This window comes from Oceanobacillus senegalensis (genome assembly GCF_900176885.1).
Classification (GTDB): Bacteria; Bacillota; Bacilli; order Bacillales; family Amphibacillaceae; genus Oceanobacillus; species Oceanobacillus senegalensis.
This window is the reverse complement of record NZ_LT839648.1, coordinates 2,433,879-2,457,111: the sequence shown is the minus strand read 5'-3', so window position 1 is coordinate 2,457,111 and position 23,233 is coordinate 2,433,879. Positions and strand designations below refer to the sequence as shown.

26 protein-coding genes and 1 riboswitch are annotated in these 23,233 nt (G+C 36.8%); of the genes, 16 read left to right on the top strand and 10 right to left on the bottom strand.

Annotated elements, in window-relative coordinates:
• Positions 1–12 precede the first annotated feature (12 nt).
• On the bottom strand, positions 13–405 hold the full coding sequence (locus CAO17_RS11945; RefSeq protein ID WP_085992978.1) for a (deoxy)nucleoside triphosphate pyrophosphohydrolase: 393 nt from the start codon (positions 403–405) through the stop codon (positions 13–15).
• 382 nt (positions 406–787) lie between these two features.
• On the opposite strand from CAO17_RS11945, the gene CAO17_RS11940 reads away from it, so the two are divergent.
• A complete protein-coding gene (locus CAO17_RS11940) occupies positions 788–1,111 on the top strand; it encodes an alpha/beta hydrolase (protein ID WP_085992977.1) in 324 nt (107 codons plus the stop codon).
• A gap of 110 nt (positions 1,112–1,221) precedes the next feature.
• Here the strand turns inward: CAO17_RS11940 and CAO17_RS11935 are convergent, their stop codons facing one another.
• Positions 1,222–1,992, bottom strand: coding sequence for an SDR family NAD(P)-dependent oxidoreductase (locus CAO17_RS11935; RefSeq protein ID WP_085992976.1), 771 nt, complete (start codon positions 1,990–1,992; stop codon positions 1,222–1,224).
• A gap of 176 nt (positions 1,993–2,168) precedes the next feature.
• Here CAO17_RS11935 and CAO17_RS11930 point away from each other — a divergent pair, with 176 nt between their 5' ends.
• Positions 2,169–2,759, top strand: a complete 591-nt coding sequence (locus CAO17_RS11930) for a TetR/AcrR family transcriptional regulator (RefSeq protein WP_085992975.1) — start codon at positions 2,169–2,171, stop codon at positions 2,757–2,759.
• Positions 2,760–2,830: 71 nt separating this feature from the next.
• Here CAO17_RS11930 and CAO17_RS11925 read toward each other — a convergent pair whose 3' ends face one another.
• Together CAO17_RS11925 and CAO17_RS11920 are read right to left on the bottom strand one after the other, a co-directional pair.
• Positions 2,831–4,033 (bottom strand): MFS transporter, encoded by a 1,203-nt coding sequence (locus CAO17_RS11925; protein WP_085992974.1) that lies wholly within the window; start codon positions 4,031–4,033, stop codon positions 2,831–2,833.
• A gap of 12 nt (positions 4,034–4,045) precedes the next feature.
• A complete protein-coding gene (locus CAO17_RS11920; RefSeq protein WP_085992973.1) occupies positions 4,046–4,465 on the bottom strand; it encodes a MarR family winged helix-turn-helix transcriptional regulator in 420 nt (139 codons plus the stop codon).
• 99 nt (positions 4,466–4,564) lie between these two features.
• On the opposite strand from CAO17_RS11920, the gene CAO17_RS21085 reads away from it, so the two are divergent.
• From CAO17_RS21085 to CAO17_RS11880, 12 genes are all read left to right on the top strand, one after another.
• Complete coding sequence (locus CAO17_RS21085; protein ID WP_218775561.1) at positions 4,565–4,729, top strand: hypothetical protein; 165 nt, start codon at positions 4,565–4,567, stop codon at positions 4,727–4,729.
• A 422-nt stretch (positions 4,730–5,151) separates the two neighbouring features.
• Positions 5,152–6,861 (top strand): sulfate adenylyltransferase, encoded by a 1,710-nt coding sequence (locus CAO17_RS11915; RefSeq protein ID WP_085992972.1) that lies wholly within the window; start codon positions 5,152–5,154, stop codon positions 6,859–6,861.
• A 147-nt stretch (positions 6,862–7,008) separates the two neighbouring features.
• A complete protein-coding gene (locus tag CAO17_RS21080; protein ID WP_179151946.1) occupies positions 7,009–7,164 on the top strand; it encodes a hypothetical protein in 156 nt (51 codons plus the stop codon).
• Positions 7,165–7,379: 215 nt separating this feature from the next.
• Positions 7,380–7,547 carry a hypothetical protein gene (locus tag CAO17_RS21075; protein ID WP_179151945.1) on the top strand — a complete coding sequence of 56 codons (168 nt, stop codon included), beginning with the start codon at positions 7,380–7,382 and terminating at the stop codon, positions 7,545–7,547.
• Between the two features lie 45 nt (positions 7,548–7,592).
• Positions 7,593–7,718 (top strand): DUF6254 family protein, encoded by a 126-nt coding sequence (locus CAO17_RS21680; protein WP_245831834.1) that lies wholly within the window; start codon positions 7,593–7,595, stop codon positions 7,716–7,718.
• A 410-nt stretch (positions 7,719–8,128) separates the two neighbouring features.
• Positions 8,129–8,815, top strand: coding sequence for a LysM peptidoglycan-binding domain-containing protein (locus CAO17_RS11910; RefSeq protein ID WP_425435913.1), 687 nt, complete (start codon positions 8,129–8,131; stop codon positions 8,813–8,815).
• 208 nt (positions 8,816–9,023) lie between these two features.
• A riboswitch (TPP riboswitch) is annotated at positions 9,024–9,123 on the top strand.
• A 100-nt stretch (positions 9,124–9,223) separates the two neighbouring features.
• Positions 9,224–10,507: an acetylornithine deacetylase gene (locus tag CAO17_RS11905; protein WP_085992970.1), complete on the top strand. Its 1,284-nt coding sequence runs from the start codon at positions 9,224–9,226 to the stop codon at positions 10,505–10,507.
• 15 nt (positions 10,508–10,522) lie between these two features.
• Positions 10,523–11,197: a thiaminase II gene (gene tenA, locus CAO17_RS11900; protein WP_085992969.1), complete on the top strand. Its 675-nt coding sequence runs from the start codon at positions 10,523–10,525 to the stop codon at positions 11,195–11,197.
• Positions 11,190–11,966: an ABC transporter ATP-binding protein gene (locus tag CAO17_RS11895; RefSeq protein WP_085992968.1), complete on the top strand. Its 777-nt coding sequence runs from the start codon at positions 11,190–11,192 to the stop codon at positions 11,964–11,966. Before tenA ends, CAO17_RS11895 begins: the two co-directional genes overlap by 8 nt.
• Positions 11,963–12,706, top strand: coding sequence for an ABC transporter permease (locus CAO17_RS11890; protein ID WP_085992967.1), 744 nt, complete (start codon positions 11,963–11,965; stop codon positions 12,704–12,706). Before CAO17_RS11895 ends, CAO17_RS11890 begins: the two co-directional genes overlap by 4 nt.
• Positions 12,703–13,719 carry an ABC transporter substrate-binding protein gene (locus CAO17_RS11885; RefSeq protein ID WP_085992966.1) on the top strand — a complete coding sequence of 339 codons (1,017 nt, stop codon included), beginning with the start codon at positions 12,703–12,705 and terminating at the stop codon, positions 13,717–13,719. Before CAO17_RS11890 ends, CAO17_RS11885 begins: the two co-directional genes overlap by 4 nt.
• Before the next feature lie 156 nt (positions 13,720–13,875).
• Positions 13,876–14,298, top strand: coding sequence for a DUF2935 domain-containing protein (locus CAO17_RS11880; protein WP_085992965.1), 423 nt, complete (start codon positions 13,876–13,878; stop codon positions 14,296–14,298).
• Between the two features lie 60 nt (positions 14,299–14,358).
• Here the strand turns inward: CAO17_RS11880 and CAO17_RS11875 are convergent, their stop codons facing one another.
• From CAO17_RS11875 to CAO17_RS11865, 3 genes are all read right to left on the bottom strand, one after another.
• Positions 14,359–14,664, bottom strand: coding sequence for a monooxygenase (locus CAO17_RS11875; RefSeq protein WP_085992964.1), 306 nt, complete (start codon positions 14,662–14,664; stop codon positions 14,359–14,361).
• 260 nt (positions 14,665–14,924) lie between these two features.
• Entirely contained in the window at positions 14,925–15,851 is a 927-nt protein-coding gene (locus tag CAO17_RS11870) for a DsbA family protein (protein WP_085992963.1), read from the bottom strand.
• Between the two features lie 437 nt (positions 15,852–16,288).
• Complete coding sequence (locus CAO17_RS11865) at positions 16,289–17,701, bottom strand: purine-cytosine permease family protein (RefSeq protein WP_085992962.1); 1,413 nt, start codon at positions 17,699–17,701, stop codon at positions 16,289–16,291.
• 620 nt (positions 17,702–18,321) lie between these two features.
• Between CAO17_RS11865 and CAO17_RS11860 the strand changes: the two genes are divergently transcribed.
• Entirely contained in the window at positions 18,322–19,338 is a 1,017-nt protein-coding gene (locus CAO17_RS11860) for a DUF1646 family protein (RefSeq protein ID WP_085992961.1), read from the top strand.
• A 209-nt stretch (positions 19,339–19,547) separates the two neighbouring features.
• The gene (locus CAO17_RS11855; RefSeq protein WP_143833753.1) at positions 19,548–19,823 is read left to right on the top strand and encodes a hypothetical protein; all 276 of its coding nucleotides are present in this window, start codon (positions 19,548–19,550) and stop codon (positions 19,821–19,823) included.
• Between the two features lie 219 nt (positions 19,824–20,042).
• On the opposite strand, the gene CAO17_RS11850 is transcribed toward CAO17_RS11855, so the two are convergent.
• From CAO17_RS11850 to CAO17_RS11835, 3 genes are all read right to left on the bottom strand, one after another.
• A complete protein-coding gene (locus CAO17_RS11850; protein WP_085992959.1) occupies positions 20,043–20,384 on the bottom strand; it encodes a hypothetical protein in 342 nt (113 codons plus the stop codon).
• A gap of 502 nt (positions 20,385–20,886) precedes the next feature.
• On the bottom strand, positions 20,887–22,353 hold the full coding sequence (locus CAO17_RS11845) for an alkaline phosphatase family protein (RefSeq protein WP_085992958.1): 1,467 nt from the start codon (positions 22,351–22,353) through the stop codon (positions 20,887–20,889).
• A gap of 521 nt (positions 22,354–22,874) precedes the next feature.
• Entirely contained in the window at positions 22,875–23,072 is a 198-nt protein-coding gene (locus tag CAO17_RS11835; RefSeq protein ID WP_085992956.1) for a hypothetical protein, read from the bottom strand.
• Between the last annotated feature and the right edge of the window lie 161 nt (positions 23,073–23,233).

Genomic DNA, 23,233 nt, shown 5'->3' with positions numbered 1-23,233 from the left:
TCTTTCTAACACTTAATACTTATTAATTAATTTTTCGATAGTAGGAATGTCCGCTGGTGCCCAATCTAATGATGAAAGTTCTTCTTTTTTTAACCACTTTGTCTGTAAATGTTCGGTTAACTCGGGTTCTCCCGTTATTAGTTTGCATATATATGTGATTAGATGAACAATCCCAAACTCATATTCGTGTATGGTGTATGCAAATTTTTCCCTAACATCAACTTTACATTTTATTTCTTCCTTTATTTCTCGCTTTAATGCTTGCTCAGCAGTTTCTCCCTTTTCTATTTTTCCTCCAGGGAATTCCCACATATATGGTAGTGTCTTATTAGGCCCTCGTTGTGCACATAATATTTTACCTCTTTCAATAATTATTGCCCCTACTACGTGAATATTTTTTTTCATAATAACCTCCGGATCTCTTAGAAAGGTTACCTTTCCCCTTATTAATAATTTTATGTAATTCTAAAAATAAGGATACCATAATATCATAAATGATAAGCTAAATTCTATGAAGATATATAATGAAAATAGACCAAAAAATCTCCAAGAAATACTAAAAGGTTTAAAACCTTCTTCAATATTAAAGTGGTTCTAATCTTTTAAGGTAAATGAAATTATTGATTACTCTAACCCCGTTAGGTATATTCTATGTCTAGTGAAGACTAGATATTGTAATAGGGAAGTTTACAATGGTTCTATCAGTAAAAATAAGTTTAACTTAAAGATTTAAAGTAAGAGTGAAGGGTGAGAGCTTGTCCATAAAACATTTTACTATGAAGTAAAAATGCCTGAAAATCGAACGGAAGTTAAGGAATATCCCATGCTCCGGGGAATTGTTTCCATGAATGGCTATGTTCCATCGTTTATGAAAGAGAGATATCAAGTGAAGCCGGTCACATATTTGTCTGTTTTCTTAACAGATGGTGAGCTTGATCCTATTTTTCCACCAAAGGTTGGCCAGCAAAATTACGAGTTTTTTAAAGAAGAGGGTGCCTACGTCCTATATAAAACCTATGAAACGGAACATGAAATAGGTGAAGAAAATAAATTAGATGTTGTGGAGTGGCTGTTATCGAATTATCAATCTAGCCAACTTCTAAATAAATGATTGTTTTTTGCTGATTGAAAGGTAAAAGATTGATAAATAATATACAAAAAGTGCGGAGTAAAGAGAAATTACTACGCACTTTTGTATAATAAACCCTATAGAACCGTCCCTTAACGAGAAGTATAACCAGCATCTGCATGAATGGTTGTACCTGTCACGTAGGAAGATGCATCGGATGCTAGCCAAAGACTTGCTTGTGCAATTTCTCTTGGTTGACCGAAACGGTTTAGTAAGCTTAGTTGTGGAGCATATTCTTCTTCTGTTAAATTAAACTGTTCTAATGCACCACGTAACATAGGTGTATCAATAGCGCCTGGAGCCACAGAGTTCACGCGAATATTTTGTGAGCCATATTCTAATGCAGCGACTTTTGTCATTCCAACGACACCATGTTTGGCAGCAACATAAGCAATGTTTTTTGGTTGTGGACGGAAGCCACTTACAGAAGAAATATTAATAATGGATCCACCATTACCTTGTTTTTCCATCTGCTGTAATTCATATTTTAGACAGAGAGCTGTACCTGTTAAATCAACAGAGATTAAACGATCCCAATAATCTTCATCAAATTCGGCAGCCGGTTTGTCATCTGGAGTCAGTGCGGCGTTATTGACAGCTACGTCTAATTTTCCATACGTATCTGCTGCGAATTTCACCATAGCTTGTACTTGTTCGGATTTAGAAACATCTACTTTAACAAAAGCTGCTTCTCCACCAGCTTCTTTAATTTCATTTACGGTTTCATTCCCTTTTTCTTCATTAAAATCAGCTATTACAACTTTTGCTTTTGCTTCAGCAAATAGTTTCGCTGTTTCTTTCCCCATACCCATTGCAGCACCTGTAACAATGGCAACTTTATCCTCTAAAATTGGAAATGTCATTTCGTTTACCCCCTAAATTAATGTTTCTTCATCTTCACTATATACCTATCCGTTTTCCAAACTCAATAATCAACAAATGTTATTTTGTTCGTTTTTGTACAAATAAATACATTTTGTACGTTAAAGTTGAAGGATTTTGTCGAATCAATGATACTGAGGATGAGGTGAGTAAGGAATTGAAACAGTTTCTCGATAAGCGAGTTCAACGTTCTCAGTCAGACATTAAACAGGCTTTTTTAACATTGCTTTATCAAAAATACTTCGAAGACATAACAATATCCGAAATTGTAAGAGAAGCAAATTATAATCGAGGAACATTTTATGCCAATTTTAAATCGAAGGAAAATTTGCTAAATGAAGTAATTCAGGATGTATTAACTGAAATGATTGAGCAAATACGCAATCCTTATAAAGCGATTAATAAAGTGAATTTAAAAGAAATGGATATAGAAGATATTACCTTGTTTGGATACTTCAAGGAAAATGGGAATCTTTTCAAACTGTTATTAAGTAACCACATTCGTGTAGACTTTCGCCATCAAATGGCAAGGGCGATTGAAGATTTGTTCATCACGGAGTATCGATATGAATTAGAGGAGGGGACACAGCTTAATCCGAAATGGCTATACATTTACCGTGCCCACGGTGTTGCAGGGTTAATTATACGTTGGATTGAAGAAGACTTTTCAACATCTCCTGAATATATGTCCAAGCAAATTGTTGAGCTTATGGTAACGGCTACGGAGGTTTTTTATGTGAAAGAATAGGTTGTTTATAAGAAATAGCCCTCCCTCAATAAAAAAGGCGGTGGCTATTTCTTGTTTACCCTATATATTCATCACGAAGCTACATCAGCTTCTCTCAAACTAGCATACTCCTTCCTACCATATAACAGGTAATAAAGGATCATTGTAACGAGTACCAGTACCCCCATGATTATATAAAGATTTCGATATCCAGTTAATGGAATGATGAATCCAAGGAGATATGGTCCAAAGCCAAGTCCAGCATCAAGGGCGATAAAGTATGTTGACGTTGCTAATCCCACACGATGTGGTGGTGTTACCTTAACCGAAATTGCCTGTGTGGTTGATTGCATATTACCGAAACCGAATCCCATTAAGGCACCGGCTAATAATAGAAGGGTGCTGGTTTCTGTCATACTTAAAAGTAGTAGCCCTGCCCCAAATAGAAGAAAGGCTGGATACATGACCCAGTTTGCGCCTTTTACATCCATTAATCGTCCTGTAAAAGGTCGTGACACCAATATGGCTACGGCGTAGACTGCAAAAAAGAAACTTGCTGCATCGACCAAATTAATCTCAATGGCATAAAAATTAATAAATGATAGAACACTAGAATAGCAGATAGATACAATCACGACTACGATTCCAACTGGCAGTGCCCTTGGTTCGATAAAATGAGATAGTTTAAGTTTTTTTGATTCCGGGCTTTTTTCAGGCTTTTTCACAACGGGTACATGAATAAAAAATGAAATGATCAAGCTAATGATTCCTAATGCAAGACAAAATCCAAAAATGCTTTGATAGCTGGTATGCTGACTTAAATAAATTCCGACAAATGGACCAATGGCTGTTGCAAGGGTCACGCTCATACTAAAGAACCCGATACCTTCCCCTTTGCGACTCTCAGGTATTACCCCGGCTACAATTGTTCCTGTTGCCGTACTTGCCATACCTAATGCGATACCGTGTAAGAAACGGGTAATAAGTAGAACAGTGATTCCAGTATCGATAAAATAGAAAGCAGTAGTTAGAATGAAAAAAATGAGTCCAAAATAGAGCATTTTTTTGTTACCGATAGTGGTAATCAATCGTCCTAAAAATAGTCGTCCGATTAATGTTCCGATAATAAAAATACCGGTAATAAGTCCGCCTTGGCTCTCAGAAGCATTAAATTGCTCTACTGCATAGACAGCCATCGTTACGAGTAATAAATAAAAGACTAAGTATAAGAAAAAATTGGCAGACGATATGATAATAAAATCCTTCGTCCACAATTTCGGTTTTGATTGATTCACGTATACATCACCTTACTCTAAAATATTATTTCTTATTTTTTCCATAATACAAATGGTCTCTAGCTGTTCTTCTTTAGAGATTCCTTTTAAAATCTCTCTTTCTAATTGATTAATGGAGACACGTACACTTTCATAGATTTTCTTGCCCTTTTGCGTCAGCTGAATTCGTTTTTCTCGCTTATCCTTACCAGAAACACGCTCTACATACTCTAATTCTTCAAGGCGGTGAACCGTCCTTGTTATAGTGGGTTTTTCTACCCCCTGATAATGAGAAATTTCTACAGGTGTTGCAGGTCCATGGTTATATAGGGAATATAAAATCGTCCATTGAGCTCGGTGTAATTGATGCTTTTTTAACTGTGCATTTAGTTGATTTTCAAAAGGACGATATAGCAATATAAGCTGGTGAAAGAACTTTTGAGCGGTCAGCATAGGAATTCTCTCCTTAAAATAGTTACTCTAGGTAACTGTTATTTTAAGCTATTAGTTTAACATTTAATGTAGTGGGTGTCTAGGGATCGGATTTTTGCAATGTCAAATCAAGGAGATGTATTAATGGGAAAAAAGAAGCGAGGTCATTACTGTAAAGCATGTGGGAGATTTCGTCCAAATGAAAAGTTTAGTGGAAAGGTCATCGTCAGCATCTTTGTAAAGATTGCAAAAGGAAGGGTAGAAAAGCGGAAAAGCCATCGATAAAAAATTATGATAGAAAGTTGAATTACCTGTCAAAGTCTATTAAAAACTGATTGATTATGTACACACATTATTCAAGTTTCTTCTTATTCGAATGTCAGAAGGAGCCGCTTTATAAGAAGTGATGACTTCGAATCTGAACTATTTCGTGTACGGGTATCTTTCATTTGAATATTCCAAGAATCACGGAAGACTTTCATACTGGAAAACTAGTGGTTAATAAAGATATAAAGAAATGGTTACTGTGGCATAGGCTAAGTTCGACCATAAAAGACACTATTAAATAACAATCCCAGTTATAGTAGTACCTATTTTTACATATATATATGTTAGAAATGGTTTCTGAAAATTTCGTTTAATGAACATCCAGATTTTTTCATAGATTATGTAAGGAATAGATTTTTAAAACTGGGGGAGGAGAATAAATGACTAAAGAATTTGTACTAAATGAAGAAAATTTCGTAAGCTATCCACAACAGCCACATGGTGGGAAATTAGTGAATCGTGTTCTTACAGGGGAAGAATGCGAAGAGGCGATGGAAAGAGCGAAGAAGCTGCCAATGATCATGGTGGATTTGGAGGCTGTCATTACGCTGGAGATGATCGCTACTGGTGTGTTGTCTCCGAATGAAGGTTTTATGGTGGAGGAGGATTATAAGTCCGTTCTTACGGAAGGTCGTTTAAAAAATGGAGTCGTTTGGCCTGTTCCACTGAGCTTTGCGCCAATTGGTGACCGCAACAAGGAGATTATTAAAACCTTATCTGTCGGTGATGAAGTAGCCCTTGCAGATGAGACAAAAGAGCCTGTTGCCATCCTTAAATTAGATGATATTTTTCATTATGATCGGGATTTTCGTGCTTCTAATCTTTTCGGCACGACAGACCGCAGCCACCCTGGTGTCGATTCAATTTACCGGAGGATGGGGGATACGGCATTAGGTGGTCCGATTCAATTGCTTCGCCGAGTACATTGGGGTCCGTTTGAAAATATAAGAATGGAACCGAAAGATACGTGGAAGTTATTTTATGAGGAGAAGAAATTCCATTCGGTTGGCGGATTTATTACAGGTGCAAACCCTTTACACAGGGGACATGAGTATATTCACCGAAATGCCTTAGAAGAAATGGATGGTTTGTTTGTTCAGCCTCTTGTGGAAATGGCAAAACGGGAATACACAAGACATGAGTTCCGTATGCTATCCTACCGTAGTGTGTTAGATACCTATTACCCGAAAGATAGAACCATGCTCGCGCCATTACGGGTGACATATATTTTTGCAGGGCCTCGTGAGGCGGTTCTACATGCCCTAATTATGAAAAACTATGGCTGTACCCATGCCCTGATTGGCCGAGATCACGCAGGAATTGGCGATTTTTATGATAAATATGCAGCACATTCTATTTTTGATGAATTTACAGCGGATGAGTTAGGCATTGATATACGGCTTTTCCATGAGGTATTTTATTGTACGCGGTGTGATAGCCCGGCAACAGATCAAACCTGCCCACATGATGATCGGTATCGAATTAATATTTCTGGTACAGGAATTCGGGAGCTTTTGCGTTATGGTGTTCTACCACCGAAGGAAATTGTTCGACCAGAATCAGCACGAATTGCGATGCAAGGTGTACAACCAAAAGGGGTAGATGAGTATAATCAAGCAGTTAGACCGGTTGGAAAAACGATAAAAAGTATTTTCCCATACTACTTACATCGTTCTCGTTTAGGGGGACCTGAACGAAATGAAGCTCTTCAGGTAGAGGAACTAACGATTGAGGATTTAGAGACAGCGGTTATGGATGCTCGGTCGAATGCTGATCGAATTTATAAGGAAATCTTCAATGAATTTAGTTATGTAACGGATACCCTTCGTTCCGCACAGCCAGATTGGGTAGCCGATGCTCGAGAGTCTATGCATAAACAGCAGGAAATGGTTGTTGAGTATTTGGAGGAAAAAGTGAAACAGGCGCCAGAGAAAGCCTCGGATGAGTATATGTATCAAGATAGAGGGGAAGCCGAGCGTGAATTAGAGGTCGCGAATAAAATTTTCGATGATATTCCGTCGCCATTACGTGAAAAAGATCTCGACTATCGGACATGGAATCCAATGCCATATGACCGTTATCGAAGCTAGGGATATCTAGTTTTGCTTGAAAAATCTGTAAAACCTTGTGTGTAAGGTTTTGCAGGTTTTTTTGTTTAGGATACAGAAATAGACTCCTAATTTTGATTCATGAGAAACATTCTTCTGGGCATTTTAAACATGGGAGGCGATTTTATTATGGTTAACGAGGACTTCGATAAACTTAGTAAGTATCAAAAAAAGGAAAGAAGAAACTATCCTGGAGATAACAATCATGGAAAGGATTTAGATCCCAAAACAAATAATAAGAAGGTTTCCAATAGTAATCCAGGAGCAGAAGGGCGAGATGTTTGAGGAGGGAAAAGTCGAGTGGGGAAGGGTACTTCTTTACCTTTTTTACCGCTGATATAAATCTCTAATTGAAAATCTCTCTTAAATTGGCTCATTACCTAACATGGTGGTGAGTTTTTTGCCTTATGTGTGTGTTGAGAGGAAACTATTCCTCTTCAATCAGTTAACGCATATTTCCATTCTCTCTTCTCATAATAAAAGGAAAGGAGGGATTACACATGGCTAAACGTACAAAGAAGAATGATCCACAGCAAAAAAACAAGCAAGGGTTTGACTCTAGTAAGCAGGATACAGAGTTTTCTAAGGAAATTAGTGGAAGTGCCAAGGCGAATAAGGCACATAAAGAAAAAGCAAAACAAGCGAGAGCGGATCATTGGGAAATATAGCACGGCAAACTTCTGTCTAATTTAGTTATAAAGGAGAGAAATGCGATGACCAGTTCAAAAAGTCAAAAAGAGCGTCAATGGCGGGCACGTAAGAATGCAAAAAATCCACATGGTAAAGTAAAATCATTTGAACAACTAGCAAATGAAGCTGGGAAAGGGAGAAGTAAATAAAGTTTGTTACCTTAAAAAAAGGTGTCGCCTCCACTTAGGAGAGACACCTTTTTCACTGGACCGGAGCTAGTTGGAAACGTTCTTTTTCAAAAGTAACCATTATTCAAATACATATAACTAAAGTATTAGATTGTTTTGGAAACAAGCATCCTTTTGTATAAGGCGAAGATATGATTTGCTAGATTGTCTTTGCATAGGATAAAATTTGGATTTTTTCAACGGAAGAAGGAGTTGAATTAACGGATTTATAACTGGCGCACAGTGACAGGCTTTTGCCCTTATATAATCACCTAAATTTGCAAAACAGAATACACTGTTACTACAATGTTTGTATAGGGGGAGGGAAGGTCTTGAATTATTACTTTAATGAAGGATTTACTTACACGGTTCAGCCTGGAGATACGTATTCGATGTTGGCAAATCGCTTCTCGGTAACTCCAGAAAATCTTTATGCTGTGAATCCAGGAGTCAATCCTTATTTTTTGAATGTGGGTCAGCCATTATTCATTCCGTCTTCCAGATTTAGTCAAAACTTCCATCGACAAAAGGAATGTATAACTCCAAGAGAAGTAGAGCTAATGAGAGATGAACGGAGTTTATGGGAAGAACATGTTGCGTGGACACGAATGGCTATAATTAGCTTAACGTTTAATTTACCAGATGTTGATTTTGTAATTGCTCGCTTATTGCAAAATGCTACCCATATGGGAGACATGTTTCGTCCGATATATGGGGATGCTGCGGCAAGCACTTATGCAGACTTAATCAAGGAACATCTTCTTGTGGCAGCGGATCTAGTAAAGGCCGCTATCGCAGGAGACAGCCAAGCTGCAACAGAAGCTGAAGAATTGTGGTACCATAATGCGGATAAGATTGCGGAATTTCTTAGCAATATAAATCCATATTTGCAAGAAGAAAAAGTGAGGGATATGTTCTATACTCATTTAAATTTAACCAAACAAGAAGCTATAACAATGATAAACAAGGATTATCAAAAGGATATAGCTATCTATGATGAAATTGAAAAACAAGCAAGAGAGATGGCCGACATGATATCAGAAGCAATGATTAAATTATATCCGGACTTACAGAGATAGTGGTGGTATAAAGCAAATACAATTCAATCAGTTGGGCTCTTTCATCCTCCGCCTAAAATGACTCGTTTTTTAGGGAGGTATTACTGCTCCTTAACCTGCGATAAAGAAGCAAAAGGGCGGTTTTGATGTTGCTGCTGGAACCGTCCCGATTAAAGTATTGATTTAATTGTATAATTATGCGACTATGAGGATAGGTAAAAACTTAATAAAATAACACTAGGGGTGCTATTAAGCTGAGAGAGACGGTTGTCTTAACCCTAGAACCTGCACTAGATAATACTAGCGAAGGGAAGTGTTACATAAATCTATGATTCTTGTAAATATGGATTTGCCATATTCTATGGCGTATATATAAAATATGTAACCACTTCTGATTTAAAGAAGTGGTTTTTTATTTAGGAGGGGAAAATGGAAGATATATTACATCCGTTGATGATGGAAGTGGAAGAGAGAAAAGAAGAATTAGTTCATTTACTAGAAAAATTGATCTTATTCAAAACACCCGCACCGCCCGCTAGAAATACAGAAGAAGCACAAGAATTTATTGCGTCATTTTTAAAAGAAAAAGATTTCAAAATCGATAAATGGGATGTTTACCCAGGTGATCCCAATGTTGTTGGTGTTCTTAAAGGATCTCATTCTGATCAATATAGTAGTTTAATCATAAATGGTCATATAGATGTTGCAGAGGTAGATGAAGAGGAGGAATGGATAACCAATCCTTTTATACCCATTGTAAAGGATGGAACTATCATTGGAAGAGGAGCAGCGGATATGAAAGGTGGATTAGCAGGTGCACTATTTGCTATCCAATTATTACATGAAAATGGAATTCGTTTACCAGGTGATTTGACATTTCAGTCAGTCATTGGCGAGGAAGTCGGTGAAGCGGGAACACTCGAATGCTGTAAACGAAATTATTATGCGGACTTTGCACTGGTAGTGGATACAAGTAATTTACATATACAAGGCCAGGGAGGTGTTATTACTGGCTGGATTACCGTAAAAAGTAATAAAACATTTCATGATGGAACGCGAAGGAATATGATTCATGCTGGTGGAAAGCAATTTGGGGCAAGTGCGATAGAAAAGATGATGAAAATTATACAAGGATTACAAGAGCTTGAAAACCACTGGGCCGTTATGAAAGGATATCCCGGTTCTCCACCGGGGTCCAATACAATTAATCCAGCTGTTATTGAAGGGGGGAGACATGCTGCGTTTATTGCGGATGAATGCCGATTATGGATTACTGTTCATTTTTATCCCAATGAATCACACGCTCAAGTGGTTAAGGAGGTTGAAGAACATGTTCTAAATATAGCGAAAGCAGATCCGTGGTTAAAAGAGAACCCACCGATTTTTGAGTGGGGAGGTACATCTATGATTGAAGACCGAGGTGAAATTTTCCCTTCTTTAGAAGTAGACCCGGATAACAGAGCAGTACGTATATTAGCGACTTCGCATGAAAAGCTGTTACAAAAAGAGGCGGTTATGGATGTTTCCCCTACTGTAACAGATGGTGGCTGGTTTGGGAATGCGGGGATTCCAGCTGCTATTTATGGTCCTGGTAAGCTTCAGCATGCCCATGCCGTTAATGAACAATTATCTATTAACGAATTGGTCATATACACGAAGGTTCTACTAAGATTTATTTACACGTGGTGTCATTCGAAAAAAGAATCAAATTAGAATGGAGGAATGGAAATGAAATTTTCAGAACAGTTATATGAAAAATTACAACCGATATGGCGTAAAAATCATGCTCACCCTTTTGTTAAGGAAATGGGGGAAGGGACCTTAGATAAAGAAAAGTTTCGTTACTATATGATTCAGGATTATTTATATTTAATAGATTATTCCAAGTTATTTGCTTTGGGGGCAGTAAAAGCGGACAACATGGAGGATATGGGGAAATTTTCTGCTTTACTAGATTCTACAATAAATGGGGAGATGGAGCTTCATCGACAATATGCTGCTCGATTTGGGATTACCGAGGAAGAGCTAGAACAGGCAGAACCGTCACCTATTACACTAGCATATACACACTATATGCTGCATGCCGCACAAAATGGGACACTAGCAGATTTAGTTGCAGCTTTGCTTCCATGTGCGTGGAGTTATTGGGAAATAGGAAAGGAATTAAAGAAAATCCCTGGTGCTGCTGATCATGCGTTTTATGGAGAATGGATTACGATGTACAGTTCGGATGATTTCGGCAAGCATGCCCAGTGGTGTATTGACCTACTAGATAAATTGGCAGCTGATAAATCGGAAAAGGAACAGCAAAGGTTGGAGGAGATTTTTCTTAATACAACCCGATATGAATATATGTTTTGGGACATGGCATATAACCAAGCGATGTGGCCGACAGATGAATAGACCAGTACTATCCTTTCAAAATGTCACGTTTCACTACCCGAGTGGGGGTTCTTTAAAAGGACATCCAGTTCTCGAGGATATCCACTTTCAGGTAGCTGATGGAGAATTCGTGAGTATTATTGGTCCAAGTGGATCCGGTAAAAGTACGATATTTCGCTTGATTACGGGTCTTGAGCAACAAACGAATGGGGAAATTTATGTGAATGGAAAAAAGATGTCTAATCGATTAGGACAGGTTGGCTATATGCCCCAGCAGGATTTGTTGATGCCCTGGAGGACAGTAATGGAGAATGCGTTATTACCTTTAGAAATTAAAGGAATCAATAAGGAAGAGGCGATAGAAAAAGTAAGAAAGTTGTTAGGGGAATTTGGCTTAGAAGGTGTCGAGGATACCTTTCCAGGTCATTTATCCGGTGGCATGAAACAGAGGGTTTCCTTTTTGCGCAGTGTGTTAAGCGGCTCGAACATTTTATTATTGGACGAACCTTTCAGTGCATTGGATGCAATTACCCGCTTAAACATGCAAGAATGGTTACTTGGTCAATGGGAGAAGTGGAAGAAAACCATTCTATTTATTACCCATGATGTAGAAGAAGCCCTCTTTCTGTCCGATCGGATTTTCATCCTGGAACCAACACCAAATGCTTCTATTAGAGAGGTTAACGTTCCATTAGACCGGCCCCGAAATGTTCATGATTTATCAAGCCCGGAAGTGGTAAAAATGAAAAGCGATTTAATTGATATGTTGCGTTTGAAGGTGAGAACATGAGGAATTATTTATTTTCGATTTCCTTTGTTTTGCTCTTGCTTATCGTTTGGGAGATTAGCGCACAAATCTATAACAAAGCTTTCATATTACCGGCGCCAACAGATATTCTCTTTAAATTATGGGAATTAAAGGGGATTTTAGTGTTTGAGCATCTCCCAGCAACATTCATGATTATGGTGATTGGTCTTGCAATCTCTCTTTTCGTTGGGGTTGGTTTAGCCATTTGGATGAATAGGAGTCCACTTGCTGAGAAAACATTTTATCCGATTATTATTGCGTCACAGACGATTCCAATTATCGCATTAGCACCTATTTTTGTTTTATGGTTTGGTTATACGATTTGGAGTAAGGTACTTGTGACAGTATTAATTACATTCTTTCCGATTACGGTTAGCACGTTTGATGGATTACGTTCTTCGGATAAGAACGTAAGAGAATTGCTTTTGACGATGGGTGCATCGAAAAGGGATATATTCTTTAAATTGGATATTCCAACTGCCTTACCATCCTTTTTATCCGGTTTAAAGGTTGCTGTTACATTTTCCGTCATTGGTGCTGCGATTGGAGAGTGGCTTGGAGCACAGGCAGGACTTGGTTACTTTAGCCGACGAATGATGACCCAGTTTGATGGTGCAGCAGTCTTTGCACCAATTGTTCTATTATCGATGGTAGGAATTTTATTATTTTTATTGGTAACTAGCTTAGAACGGTACTTTTTAAAATGGAGGAACAGAGCATGAATAAACGTATTAGTATGATAATTGGTTTGGTCTTTTTAATGTTTTTAGTTGCTTGTAGTAATGATGGAGGTAGTACGGATGGCAATGAGGAAGTGAAAAGCGGGGAACTAAAAGAGGTAAGTATTATGTTGGATTGGTTTCCGAATGCTGTACATAGTTATTTATATGTAGCGCAGGAAAAGGGGTATTTTGAGGAAGAAGGAATTAAAGTTGATATTCAGTTTCCGACAAATTCCACGGATCCATTGAATTTGGTTGCAGCTAACAAGGTGACATTAGGTTTATATTACCAACCGGATGTCATTATGGCTCGTGCCAATGAGGATGTACCAGTTAAGTCTTTAGCATCCATCGTTCGCGCTCCGTTAAATTATACGGTTTTCATGAAAGAAAAGGGACTAGAAACACCAAAAGATTTAGAAGGAAAAACAGTGGGTTATCCAGGAATTCAATTGAATGAGGCATTACTTCAAACTATCGTAGAACATGATGGCGGTGACTTTAGCAAAGTAGAAATGATAGATGTCGGATTTGAACTTAATTCAGCGATTATTGCGGAAAATACCGATGCAGTGATTGGGGCTTTTATCAACCATGAGGTACCAGTATTAGAACAAAAAGGGTATGATGTAGATTATTTTAATCCAGTTGATTATGGGGTACCTGAATATAATGAAATTGTTCTTATTACAAGTGATGAAACATGGAAAAAAGAACAGGAAGCAATCGAATCTTTTTGGAAGGCCGCTGAAAAGGGCTTTCACTTTATGAAAGAAAATCCGGAAGAAGCATTGGAAATATTATTAAATAATCAGGATGAAGCTAACTTTCCATTAGATGAGGAAGTAGAAAAACAAAGTCTCGACGTATTATTGCCAAAAATGGAAGATGAGGGCCAAGCATTTGGTTCACAAGATGAAGAAACATGGGAAGAAGTCAGAGACTGGCTCTTAGATGCGGGGTTAATTGATACTTCGCCCGAGATAGGTGATATGATAGAACATTTGGAATAACGAATACACCAGTAGGCTTTATTGGTGTTCGAGGGACGATTCTATTTTGCACAGAACATAGTGCAGGAAGAACTGTCCCTTTAATTTTTCCTTAAGTTCTGATTCCATTAACACTGAATATATTTTTATTAAGGTAAAATATATTGGAGGTTACTTATGCAATATTATTATGGGAATCAGATGCCTTTACGTGTTTTAGATGAGGCGGAGTTTTGGAAACACCAAGAAGAGGAGCATACGGTTGTTATTCGAGAACTTGTAGGAAATCTAGAGCAGGAATATGTGAAAGCTTTAAAGGATTGGGAAGAGGAATTTGCTAATGCGCATCAACGAGTATTACGGTATATACAGACAGTAAAACGTTCAAATGGACATGTTTCTCAAACACTCTACCAAGATATTTTGCAGCTTGTTACTTTTTGCTTAGAACAGAGTGAAGCGTTTATTACGTTTTGCCGCAGAATTATGGAAGATAGCAATCCAATCAGCTCCAATCCAACAGCCAAAGTAGTTTTAAACCACATTATTGTGGAGTCAGAGTATTTTATTGGGGTTGCCCAGACGATTTTATACCAGTAGTAATTAAAAGGGACGGTTCTTTTGATACCGAATCATAAAAACCGTCCTCTTGGTTACCAATTATTTAGTTAGCCCCTTAGTGATAGAAGTCAATGTTTCGTTTATTTCAAAAATCTTGGCGCGGATGTCTTGGATACCAAAGCTTTTTAAGCGTTCCGAGTGCATCGTTAAGTAATTTTTAGCATCTTCTTTGGTTTCAAATAAGTAGATTCCTCCAGCTTCGTTATCTTCTGCATTTTCTGTCCAAATTTTTCGAATAAATCCTGGTTCTTCATTGATGCTTTTGGCTAGTTCCATAAATGCATTGGCCATTTCTTCGCCAAAAGGTCCATCCATTTTAAAATCAACCTGTAATAAATAGATCATATTTTACCTCCTAGAAATTTAATTTTATCGCAAATTAATGGGCAGTAATACCTCCCACCTCAAAAATGAATGAAAAACGAATCATTTTAGGAGGGGGAGGGCCTAGTGTCATACTCTTGTGGTATAAACTGCCTCTAAAAGCCCGATTTATTCGGGCCTACAGGACGTAGGTCACAGGAGGCGTTGCAACGGATGTTGTGGCTTTAGCCTTTGTTCCTCAGTGGGGGATGAGAGAAAAAACAACTGATTGAAGATTCACTTTACTTTCTTATAAAATATTTTTCACCGAGTAGCTCTTTTTCTTCATATGTTTCGTTCGCTAGTTGTTCTTCTATAAAGGCTGGAAGGTCGCTTTCCTCTACATCATACATTACTTCGATTTCTTTCGCGAACAGAAGTTTTTCTTTCCCTAGTAAGTTTGATAAAGAAGGTTGTTCTTTTGCTTTCGGTTCTTCTCCATTGAGAATTTGAGATAATCCAGTAACATAGTATTCCAATGGTCGACTTCCAACCATTTTCACTCCTTTATTTTCTTCATTGATCATAACAATGGTAGGGAACCCTCTAGCTCCTAATTTTGCTGCAAGGGCAAAATCCTTATTTAATAATTGATGTCCTATTTGTTTTTCGGATTCTTTTACAATGGCTTCTCCATCAAGTCCGAGTTTATTTAGGATATCTACTAAAATGGATTTCTCGCCAATATTTTCATTAAATGCAAAAAGAGCTTCTCTTGCACGGCGTAAATATTCAAATGCTTTTTCATCCCCGTGATTTTTTTGAATCACCTTATAGACACGAGATGGCGGGAAAGAAGACTGAATGGGATTGTCTATCATCAGTGAACCATCAATCGGCATACGTGAATGTTCTCCGACTTCCCTCCAGTGACCAGCAACATCCGCGGGTTTATAAATTCCGTTTGCCGGATCAATTGGACCATCATGCCACTTTTCTAATAAACCACCCATCACGGCATGGAAGTTGAAATAATGGCCGTACTGCTCCTTCAAACGGAGAAGAGTAGGTTCAAGTGCCCAGCAATGCGAGCAGATAGGGTCTGTTACATAGTATAAATCAATGGCTTTTTTTGGTTGATTGAAATCAATCATCTCCATTTCATTCTCTTCAGTTATACCACATACACCTGTTTCTAAATCACAACTCATGTTTTTATTACTCGTCATTTTACATTCTCCCTTTCCTAGTAATCTATTTGGAAGGATCTACATGTTCCCTATAAATGTATAGTAGTACATAAAGAAGATTATCGGTACCAATAGCTCATTGAATATGTTGTTTATACAACATATTGGAAAAAGTGTATAAAAAGTGGGGAGAGAGATGTTCATTTAGATACAGCATGAAAAGATTCCGCTTCATAAATATAAGAAAATGAGATAGATGATATTCGATAGACTTTAGAATTTAAAAATGCCAGTAGTTTAAAAAAGAGGACCCCATCGTTTTATTAGAAGTAAAGATACCGGTATTACTTGAAGACTTTTGTCTCTTTATAGATATGGAACGTTTTAACATAAGATGCGTAAAAGAAATATGGAACACTTAGGAAATGATAAATCAAAAAAGCTCTCTATCATTTTATGACAGAGAGCTAAAATAGTTATGCAATATAATCTTCTTTCTCTATATCGTTTACTTCTTTTGTTACATAGAATTTTCCTTTTGTAGAAATTGCTAATACGATGGTTAGGATTGCAGCTAATAATGATGCGAAGAATGCTGCGGTGCTTTGCAGAAATTCTCCCATAAATCCTAATGCAGCAATGGTTCCTAACACACTTGCAGTGATTAGCGAAACTACACCAACTGGATTCCATTTGTAAAGATTTTCTTGTCTTGCTTCATAATATCCTGGTCCAATTTTTAATATTTTCTTAACAATAATAGCATCTACTACTAAAATAGTTGCCCATGTCATCAGAAAGACCCCTTGGAAAGTCATAGCCAATTCGAGGTGGTTGACAATTCCACCAAGCATAAGTGCTATTGCTGCCACGCCAGTTACCACTACCCAAAAACGTCGACCTGGCGTAAACTTAAAGACATTTTCAAAAAAGGATGATAAGGATAAGGAACCACTATAAATGTTCGTTACGTTAATTCTGATCTGGGTTAACAGTGTGAATAAAGCTCCCCAAACACCAAGAAGTAACACGATATATACTCCTGGATTCGGTTCACCTAAGCGGACACCAAACCAGATTCCTAAACCACCCATAATACCAAAACAGAAAATCTGTGGAATAAATCCGATTGCAAAAATACCAATTTTCATATCTTTTGGTTTCAAGAAACGAGCATAATCGGATGCTAGTAATGGGGTTAATCCCATAATTCCGTGCTGCATACCAATACAAAGCAATAATGCTGTTCCTCCAACTTGAGCTTCTTCTGGCATAAATGACCAAAAGCTTCCTTCATAAAGGGAAGGTGTCGTTGCAGCCATAATAATAGCAGCAATTAGAAATACAAAAAATAATGGAAGGGACCATTTTTGTAACTTATCTAACTGTTTAATTCCGAACCAGTTTAGTGGAATAACAAGCGTACCAAAGATAAGAATCCAGATCCATTCCGGAATGTTAGGTAAAAATTCATGAACAGCGGAAACTAATATCATACCTTCCAGTGCACAATACATAATAAAATTAGTAGCATAAATAAATGATGTTAACGATGCACCAATATAACCAAATCCGCCCCCCCTAGATAATAGGTTAACGTTCATTCCTGATTTGGCGGAAAGGTATGCAATGAATGTACCTAATATTCCGGCAACAATAATAGCATATACGGCAGAAATGATAGCATTCATGGCTCCGAATTGAAGTGCCATAACACTTCCCATTTGAAAATAAAAAATAGCTGTAGCAATACCAAAGGTAATATTAGTAATACTCAGCCAACCCATGTTTCTCTTGTCACGTGGTACTCTGCCTAATGAATAATCATCCCCTGTATCCTCAGAGGAAGAATTTGAGGTCGTATTTTCTTTGCGTTCAATAGCCTCCATACGTAGAACAACTCCTTCTGTGTAAGATTTCACATGGTGGGTCGATTAATTTACGACCGCTAAGCGAATATTAGCTTTTAAAGCGTGACTGTTTATAACTATAGCAATTAAATGTCGATTAATCAAGTAGTGTATAAGGTCAAGAGTTGTCATTAAACTGTAATAATTCCACTATATCACCAGAATACTGCGTATATCTAAGTGATAATACTTTATTTACTTTAACGATAATGTCCAGAATAGTTAATAAAATTATTGTTGAAGACGGTCCTAATATGATTTGGATAATTCATTCATGTTATTTTTTTCCAACTATGGAAGGAGATATTTGTACATGGATGTGTCTGTATTTAAAGGGAAACGAGGTAATGAACATCCTAATTTGAAAGGTTTAATTATTTTCATTGTACACGTACCGACAATATAGTGGAAGTGGTGGAAGGAGATTAATAGTATGGCAATAGGACGATTTCTTTCAATTGAATATCATATTTAATAAATTTAAGAATACAGTTAATCAATGGTACATGCTAATCACTAAGAGTATCACTTATTTCCTTTTACCCATTAAAGGTGATGGTAAGCTTATTAAAAATTATTAAGTTGTGGAGGCCTATTATATGGATGTTGTTCTTATTTTTATTTTACTAATGGTTTTACTTTTACCATTTGTTGTTCAATCTATCGAACGAAATCTAGAAACCTTTTTATTTTTAATGGGTTTAATTACGGCGGTTGTAAGTGGCGTACTTAATAAACAATTATATTTTCATGCATTAGAGGCTCCTATATTTATCACGTTGGCTGTACTTATTACAGGGTTATTATTTAAGAGGTTGAAAAATCCGATCGAACGTGGAGTATTAAAAATTAGCAATCGTGTGGATACTCGTTTATTTCTTGCAATAATCATTATTATCTTAGGATTACTTTCTAGTATAATAACTGCTATTATTGCAGCAATTATCCTAGTATCTGTCGTAAGTATCTTGAATTTAGATAGAAAAACAGAAATTCAAACCGTTATTTTAGCATGTTTTGCAATTGGTTTAGGTGCCGTTCTTACCCCGATTGGTGAGCCTTTAGCAACGATTACAACGAATAAATTGAATGAAGAATTTTCTTATCTATTTGAATTAATTGGACTTGAGGTCATTGTTTCCGTTATTGTTATTGGCGTATTAGCTTACTTTACATTAAAACCAAAACAAGGTGACCGTAGCCTAGGGAATAACAATGAGGCGGAGAGCTACTCAGAAATCGTTATTCGCTCCTTTAAAATCTATCTATTTGTAATGGGGTTAACATTGCTAGGAGCGGGTTATGAGCCACTTGTTAATGAATATTTACTTGATTTACAGCCAGGGATATTGTACTGGATTAATATGATTTCTGCTATATTAGATAATGCGACATTAGCTGCTGCAGAAATTAGTCCGGCAATGGATACAGATACCCTTCGATTTTTATTATTAGGTCTTATCATCAGTGGTGGAATGCTCATCCCAGGAAATATTCCAAATATCATATCAGCAAACAAGCTTGGAATTTCTAGTAAAGAATGGGCGAAAATTGGGGCACCATTTGGTTTGGTAGTTATGGTTATATTTTTTGCCTACCTATTAATTCTCGGCTAAAACGTAGGTTAAATAAGCATCATATCGCTTTAATTTAATGTCTTGATTACTGGAGTAAATATTATGTTTGAAAATGGGAATCAACGGAAAAATAATCTGGTATAATTTTGTAGATTTAGTAACAATATAATGTTCCCTATTCCTGTTTAACTTCCCAGCTTCTGGATAAAATAATTAAAAATTATCTGTGAAAGGGAAGGGATATGATTGTGGCTGAAACGATATTAAAGTTACCAGGGTTAGAAGATAATTATAAGCCAGTAAGAGGTGAGACGCAGGAGGTTTTTGCTGCTTTTATTGGAGATGGTAATAAGAATTTCTTAGCTTTTATGCTTAATGAACGAACGGAAGAACCAGTAGAAATGTTAGCCTTAATACCAACCTTGAAACGTAATTATTTATATAAACATTTAAATGAAGAAATAGGCTTAAGTGTGCAGATAATTCAAAGGTCAGATAAGAGTTTTGATTTTAAATTTTCTTAATTCGTAAATTTTAAAGAGGATAGGGGTAGACATTCAGCAACCCCTATCCTCTTTTATGATCTATTGCGACGATGTCTTTCCTTACCTTTCATTTCGTTTAATTCTTGTTTATTCTTGTTCTTTTTCTTTTTGCCTTTATTCGTACTCAACGTAAAACCTCCTTTTAAGTCTAGTGTGAGCTAAAATTCGTGAAAAATGTATATGACTTTGTGAAGAGTTTTAGTTTGATTGTTGCTTTAAAAATTGGATATCTTCCTTCGATAATAATTGATTGTTCACTTTCATTTTTCTACCGTTTACACCTTCAAGTACGACTTGACCATTTACTAAATTCTCTTCTGCAAGAATACATGGAATCGTATATTCTACAAGCTTACCTTCGTTATCATAAAAAAAATAGCCTTCCTTATCGTCATTGATAAAGGAATTAATTTTCATATTTGGGGTTATAAATAGGGTTATTTTTTCGTTGTCATTCCACATAACTTTCACTAGGATTTTTTTCTTCATTTTCTTTTCAATTAGATTTTTAAAAACGCTTATTGAAAATCTTTCTTTCATTAATTTTCCTCCTAGGACGGTTCTTTTGATTTATTTTCTATTGGGTTATTTTTCTAAAATCAAATTTAAATGGGGGATGGTTAGAAATACTTTTAAATATACTACATTATTTTATACTGTACAATAGGACTCCACTATCTATAGTAAACAAAAATCAAAAGAATTAAAGACATCACAGTTGTTTTAGTGCAAGGATTGGTAAAAAGAGGAAAGAGGAATAGGAAGAGGGGAGAAAAAAGGCCTAGAAATTATGGGGACATTGATTTTGTTATGGCGACTACAAAATTAACAAAGGAAAGAATTCTTAATATAAAATTGGGAAGGGGAAAGCTCTAACGTACAAATTTGCTTCAATTGGTGTATTATGTGGAGAGATTTTATTAATAACCTTGGATGTTACTAATTTATATGTTCCTAATATATATTGCATTCATTGCGGGTTCTATTGGATTAGCGTATTCAGTAGGGACAAGGAAAACATCCTAAGCCCCTACTTGTATTGTTACTTAACGAGAGGTAAAATAAATTTCTTTAAGTCTACCAGCCGGGAGAATTCTGGTTTTTCATTTGTGCCTGCAATGATTAATGGTACATTTGATTCCTGTCGATGCAAGGAACCGTGGGCTGCTCCACTTAAGTGAAAAGGTGTAGACTGTGCTTTGAATTCACAGCCTGGTTTTGCATTAGCTACAATAAACCGACCTTCATGGGAGTTTAAAGAACCAAAAATCCTAGCTAAAGCATCCGGATAATCACCATAGGTTAGAAATTGATTTTTTGTTAACTGTAAATCTAAGATGTCTAAATTACCTTCCACTGTCCAAGATTGGTTATAAACATCTGTATAAGCTCCATCAGGTCGGAATGTTAATAATCCTCCTTTCACACCTGAAGCAACATGAATATTTTGCTCCTCCTTCCACGCTATCACATCTATTCTAGAATCTTTTCTAAGCTGTTTAACAAGTTTACTGAACGGAGTTTTTGTATGAAGAAGGTAAATATAAGCCATACGTTGGTTGACACATAGGGCAAGCTGGTCTTTTTCCGTAACTTTTTTATGAATACGGGAAATCCGATATTTTTTAAAGATTTTACGTAAATCAATTAAGTTTTTTCGATAGCTTGTACCAGTTGCTCCATGGCCATTATCACCAATGACCATCCACACATTATGACGAAGTGCCTCTTCCCAGCTTGAATACATATTGAGTATTTTTTGTATTTCTTGATCAATTTTTTTAATTAGTTTTATATCTGTTGGCCCTTTAAAATGAATTCTTGCATCCATATCTTGGAATATACAAAAAGTAAATCCTGGTAGCTTTTTTTTGCGAATTAGATAACGCAGTTCCTTGGCAGTATACTTATAGTTACCTGCTGCGATTTGAGTTGGCATACCACTAGCGCGCAATTTCGAAAATGCCCCTAGTGAAAATGTGGATGGTACGCTAGCTAACCACTCGCCATTCTCAAAATGAGTGAGGGAACTTAATATTTTAGGTGTCTTTAATCGCTGGACCTTGTTTCCGCGATACACAAATGAGTTGATGGATGCGGAGGAAATTCCGTTTTCTGCTAGGTCTTCATAAATGGTAGAGACGTCTTTACTCATATGTTCGTGGTTTAGACGATACAACATATTATGAATAGAATTTTTCCAACCGATTCGGAACGTCTCTCTTAAACCTGTCCCATAGTTGATAAATTGTTTAGTCCTTGTGTCAAACCAATGTAGGCCAGGAATCTGATGCTGATCCGGATACGTCCCAGTTAGTAAAGTACTGTCAATCGTTACAGACATGGTTGGAAAAGAGGTAACCATATCAGAAAAGTATGTACCGTTTTCCATCAAAAACTGGAGGGCCGGAGCACGACCTGTTTGGGTTGCAATCTCAAGCGCCAGAGGCATTAACGAATCAATATTAAGTAAAATTACAGGCTTTTGGGATGAATGATTCTGTTTCATTTTATTCCTCACATTTCTGATTTATAGAATACTATTTCATTTTTTAAATTGCACTAATGCTTGATTTGTATACATTGGTATGTTTTTAGATTTATTCTTAGTATCATTTAAATAAAGGAAAAACACTAATTGTATCCATCCATTGTTTTTAGATAATGCTGAGAGGGAATGTAGTAAAAATTTATCGCAGGTTAGGGGCAGTAATCCCCCTACCCCAAAAATGGAAGAAACATGAATCATTTTAGATGGGGGAGGGCCTTGTGTCATACCTTTGTGGTATAAATTTCCCCTAAATGCCCGATTCGTTGGGGCCTACAGGATGTAGGGCTCGGAAGGCGTTGCAACGGTTGTGATTTTAGCCTTTGTTCCAGTTGGGTGAAAGAAAACCCAAACTGAATGAAGATTCACTTTATGTGATCTTCTCATAACAAGTGAAGATATATGTTTGACTTTTAGTAGAAATAAAAGAACGACTCGTTTTGTATTTTCTACTCTACTTAACGAATCATTCTTTTATTATTCTATGAATCCGCTGGGCCGAAAAAGGCTCCAACCATTCCTCCTACTACATAACCGGCAGCTGCACCGACGTTACCAGCGATTTTTCCTCCAAGAAAACTACCTATGGCGGCCCCACTTATTGCTCCATTTCGAGAAAATCCTATTTCAATGGAATCGTCGCCAGTGCGAATAGAGCTTTGTAAATTAAATTTATCCATGAATCTAACCCTTTCCATTTACTATAGTAAAGTTATTGCCATCTTTTTTTAAAATAATACTATTTTCATAGGAAATTTGTTCGGTTTTGGTGTGCTAACGGATTAGAGGGGCGTTCTGATTAGTATGGCATATGTAAACTACCCATCATTAGACTAATAAT

Excerpts from the sequence above, each read along its gene's own strand:
- CAO17_RS11945 (WP_085992978.1), bottom strand. The coding sequence starts at position 405 with ATGAAAAAAAATATTCACGTAGTAGGGGCAATAATTATTGAAAGAGGT.
- CAO17_RS11940 (WP_085992977.1), top strand. The coding sequence starts at position 788 with ATGCCTGAAAATCGAACGGAAGTTAAGGAATATCCCATGCTCCGGGGA.
- CAO17_RS11935 (WP_085992976.1), bottom strand. The coding sequence starts at position 1,992 with ATGACATTTCCAATTTTAGAGGATAAAGTTGCCATTGTTACAGGTGCT.
- CAO17_RS11920 (WP_085992973.1), bottom strand. The coding sequence starts at position 4,465 with ATGCTGACCGCTCAAAAGTTCTTTCACCAGCTTATATTGCTATATCGT.
- CAO17_RS21085 (WP_218775561.1), top strand. The coding sequence starts at position 4,565 with ATGTCAAATCAAGGAGATGTATTAATGGGAAAAAAGAAGCGAGGTCAT.
- CAO17_RS11915 (WP_085992972.1), top strand. The coding sequence starts at position 5,152 with ATGACTAAAGAATTTGTACTAAATGAAGAAAATTTCGTAAGCTATCCA.
- CAO17_RS21080 (WP_179151946.1), top strand. The coding sequence starts at position 7,009 with ATGGTTAACGAGGACTTCGATAAACTTAGTAAGTATCAAAAAAAGGAA.
- CAO17_RS21075 (WP_179151945.1), top strand. The coding sequence starts at position 7,380 with ATGGCTAAACGTACAAAGAAGAATGATCCACAGCAAAAAAACAAGCAA.
- CAO17_RS21680 (WP_245831834.1), top strand. The coding sequence starts at position 7,593 with ATGACCAGTTCAAAAAGTCAAAAAGAGCGTCAATGGCGGGCACGTAAG.
- CAO17_RS11910 (WP_425435913.1), top strand. The coding sequence starts at position 8,129 with ATGTTGGCAAATCGCTTCTCGGTAACTCCAGAAAATCTTTATGCTGTG.
- CAO17_RS11905 (WP_085992970.1), top strand. The coding sequence starts at position 9,224 with ATGGAAGATATATTACATCCGTTGATGATGGAAGTGGAAGAGAGAAAA.
- tenA (WP_085992969.1), top strand. The coding sequence starts at position 10,523 with ATGAAATTTTCAGAACAGTTATATGAAAAATTACAACCGATATGGCGT.
- CAO17_RS11895 (WP_085992968.1), top strand. The coding sequence starts at position 11,190 with ATGAATAGACCAGTACTATCCTTTCAAAATGTCACGTTTCACTACCCG.
- CAO17_RS11890 (WP_085992967.1), top strand. The coding sequence starts at position 11,963 with ATGAGGAATTATTTATTTTCGATTTCCTTTGTTTTGCTCTTGCTTATC.
- CAO17_RS11885 (WP_085992966.1), top strand. The coding sequence starts at position 12,703 with ATGAATAAACGTATTAGTATGATAATTGGTTTGGTCTTTTTAATGTTT.
- CAO17_RS11880 (WP_085992965.1), top strand. The coding sequence starts at position 13,876 with ATGCAATATTATTATGGGAATCAGATGCCTTTACGTGTTTTAGATGAG.
- CAO17_RS11875 (WP_085992964.1), bottom strand. The coding sequence starts at position 14,664 with ATGATCTATTTATTACAGGTTGATTTTAAAATGGATGGACCTTTTGGC.
- CAO17_RS11870 (WP_085992963.1), bottom strand. The coding sequence starts at position 15,851 with ATGACGAGTAATAAAAACATGAGTTGTGATTTAGAAACAGGTGTATGT.
- CAO17_RS11865 (WP_085992962.1), bottom strand. The coding sequence starts at position 17,701 with ATGGAGGCTATTGAACGCAAAGAAAATACGACCTCAAATTCTTCCTCT.
- CAO17_RS11860 (WP_085992961.1), top strand. The coding sequence starts at position 18,322 with ATGGATGTTGTTCTTATTTTTATTTTACTAATGGTTTTACTTTTACCA.
- CAO17_RS11850 (WP_085992959.1), bottom strand. The coding sequence starts at position 20,384 with ATGAAAGAAAGATTTTCAATAAGCGTTTTTAAAAATCTAATTGAAAAG.
- CAO17_RS11845 (WP_085992958.1), bottom strand. The coding sequence starts at position 22,353 with ATGAAACAGAATCATTCATCCCAAAAGCCTGTAATTTTACTTAATATT.
- CAO17_RS11835 (WP_085992956.1), bottom strand. The coding sequence starts at position 23,072 with ATGGATAAATTTAATTTACAAAGCTCTATTCGCACTGGCGACGATTCC.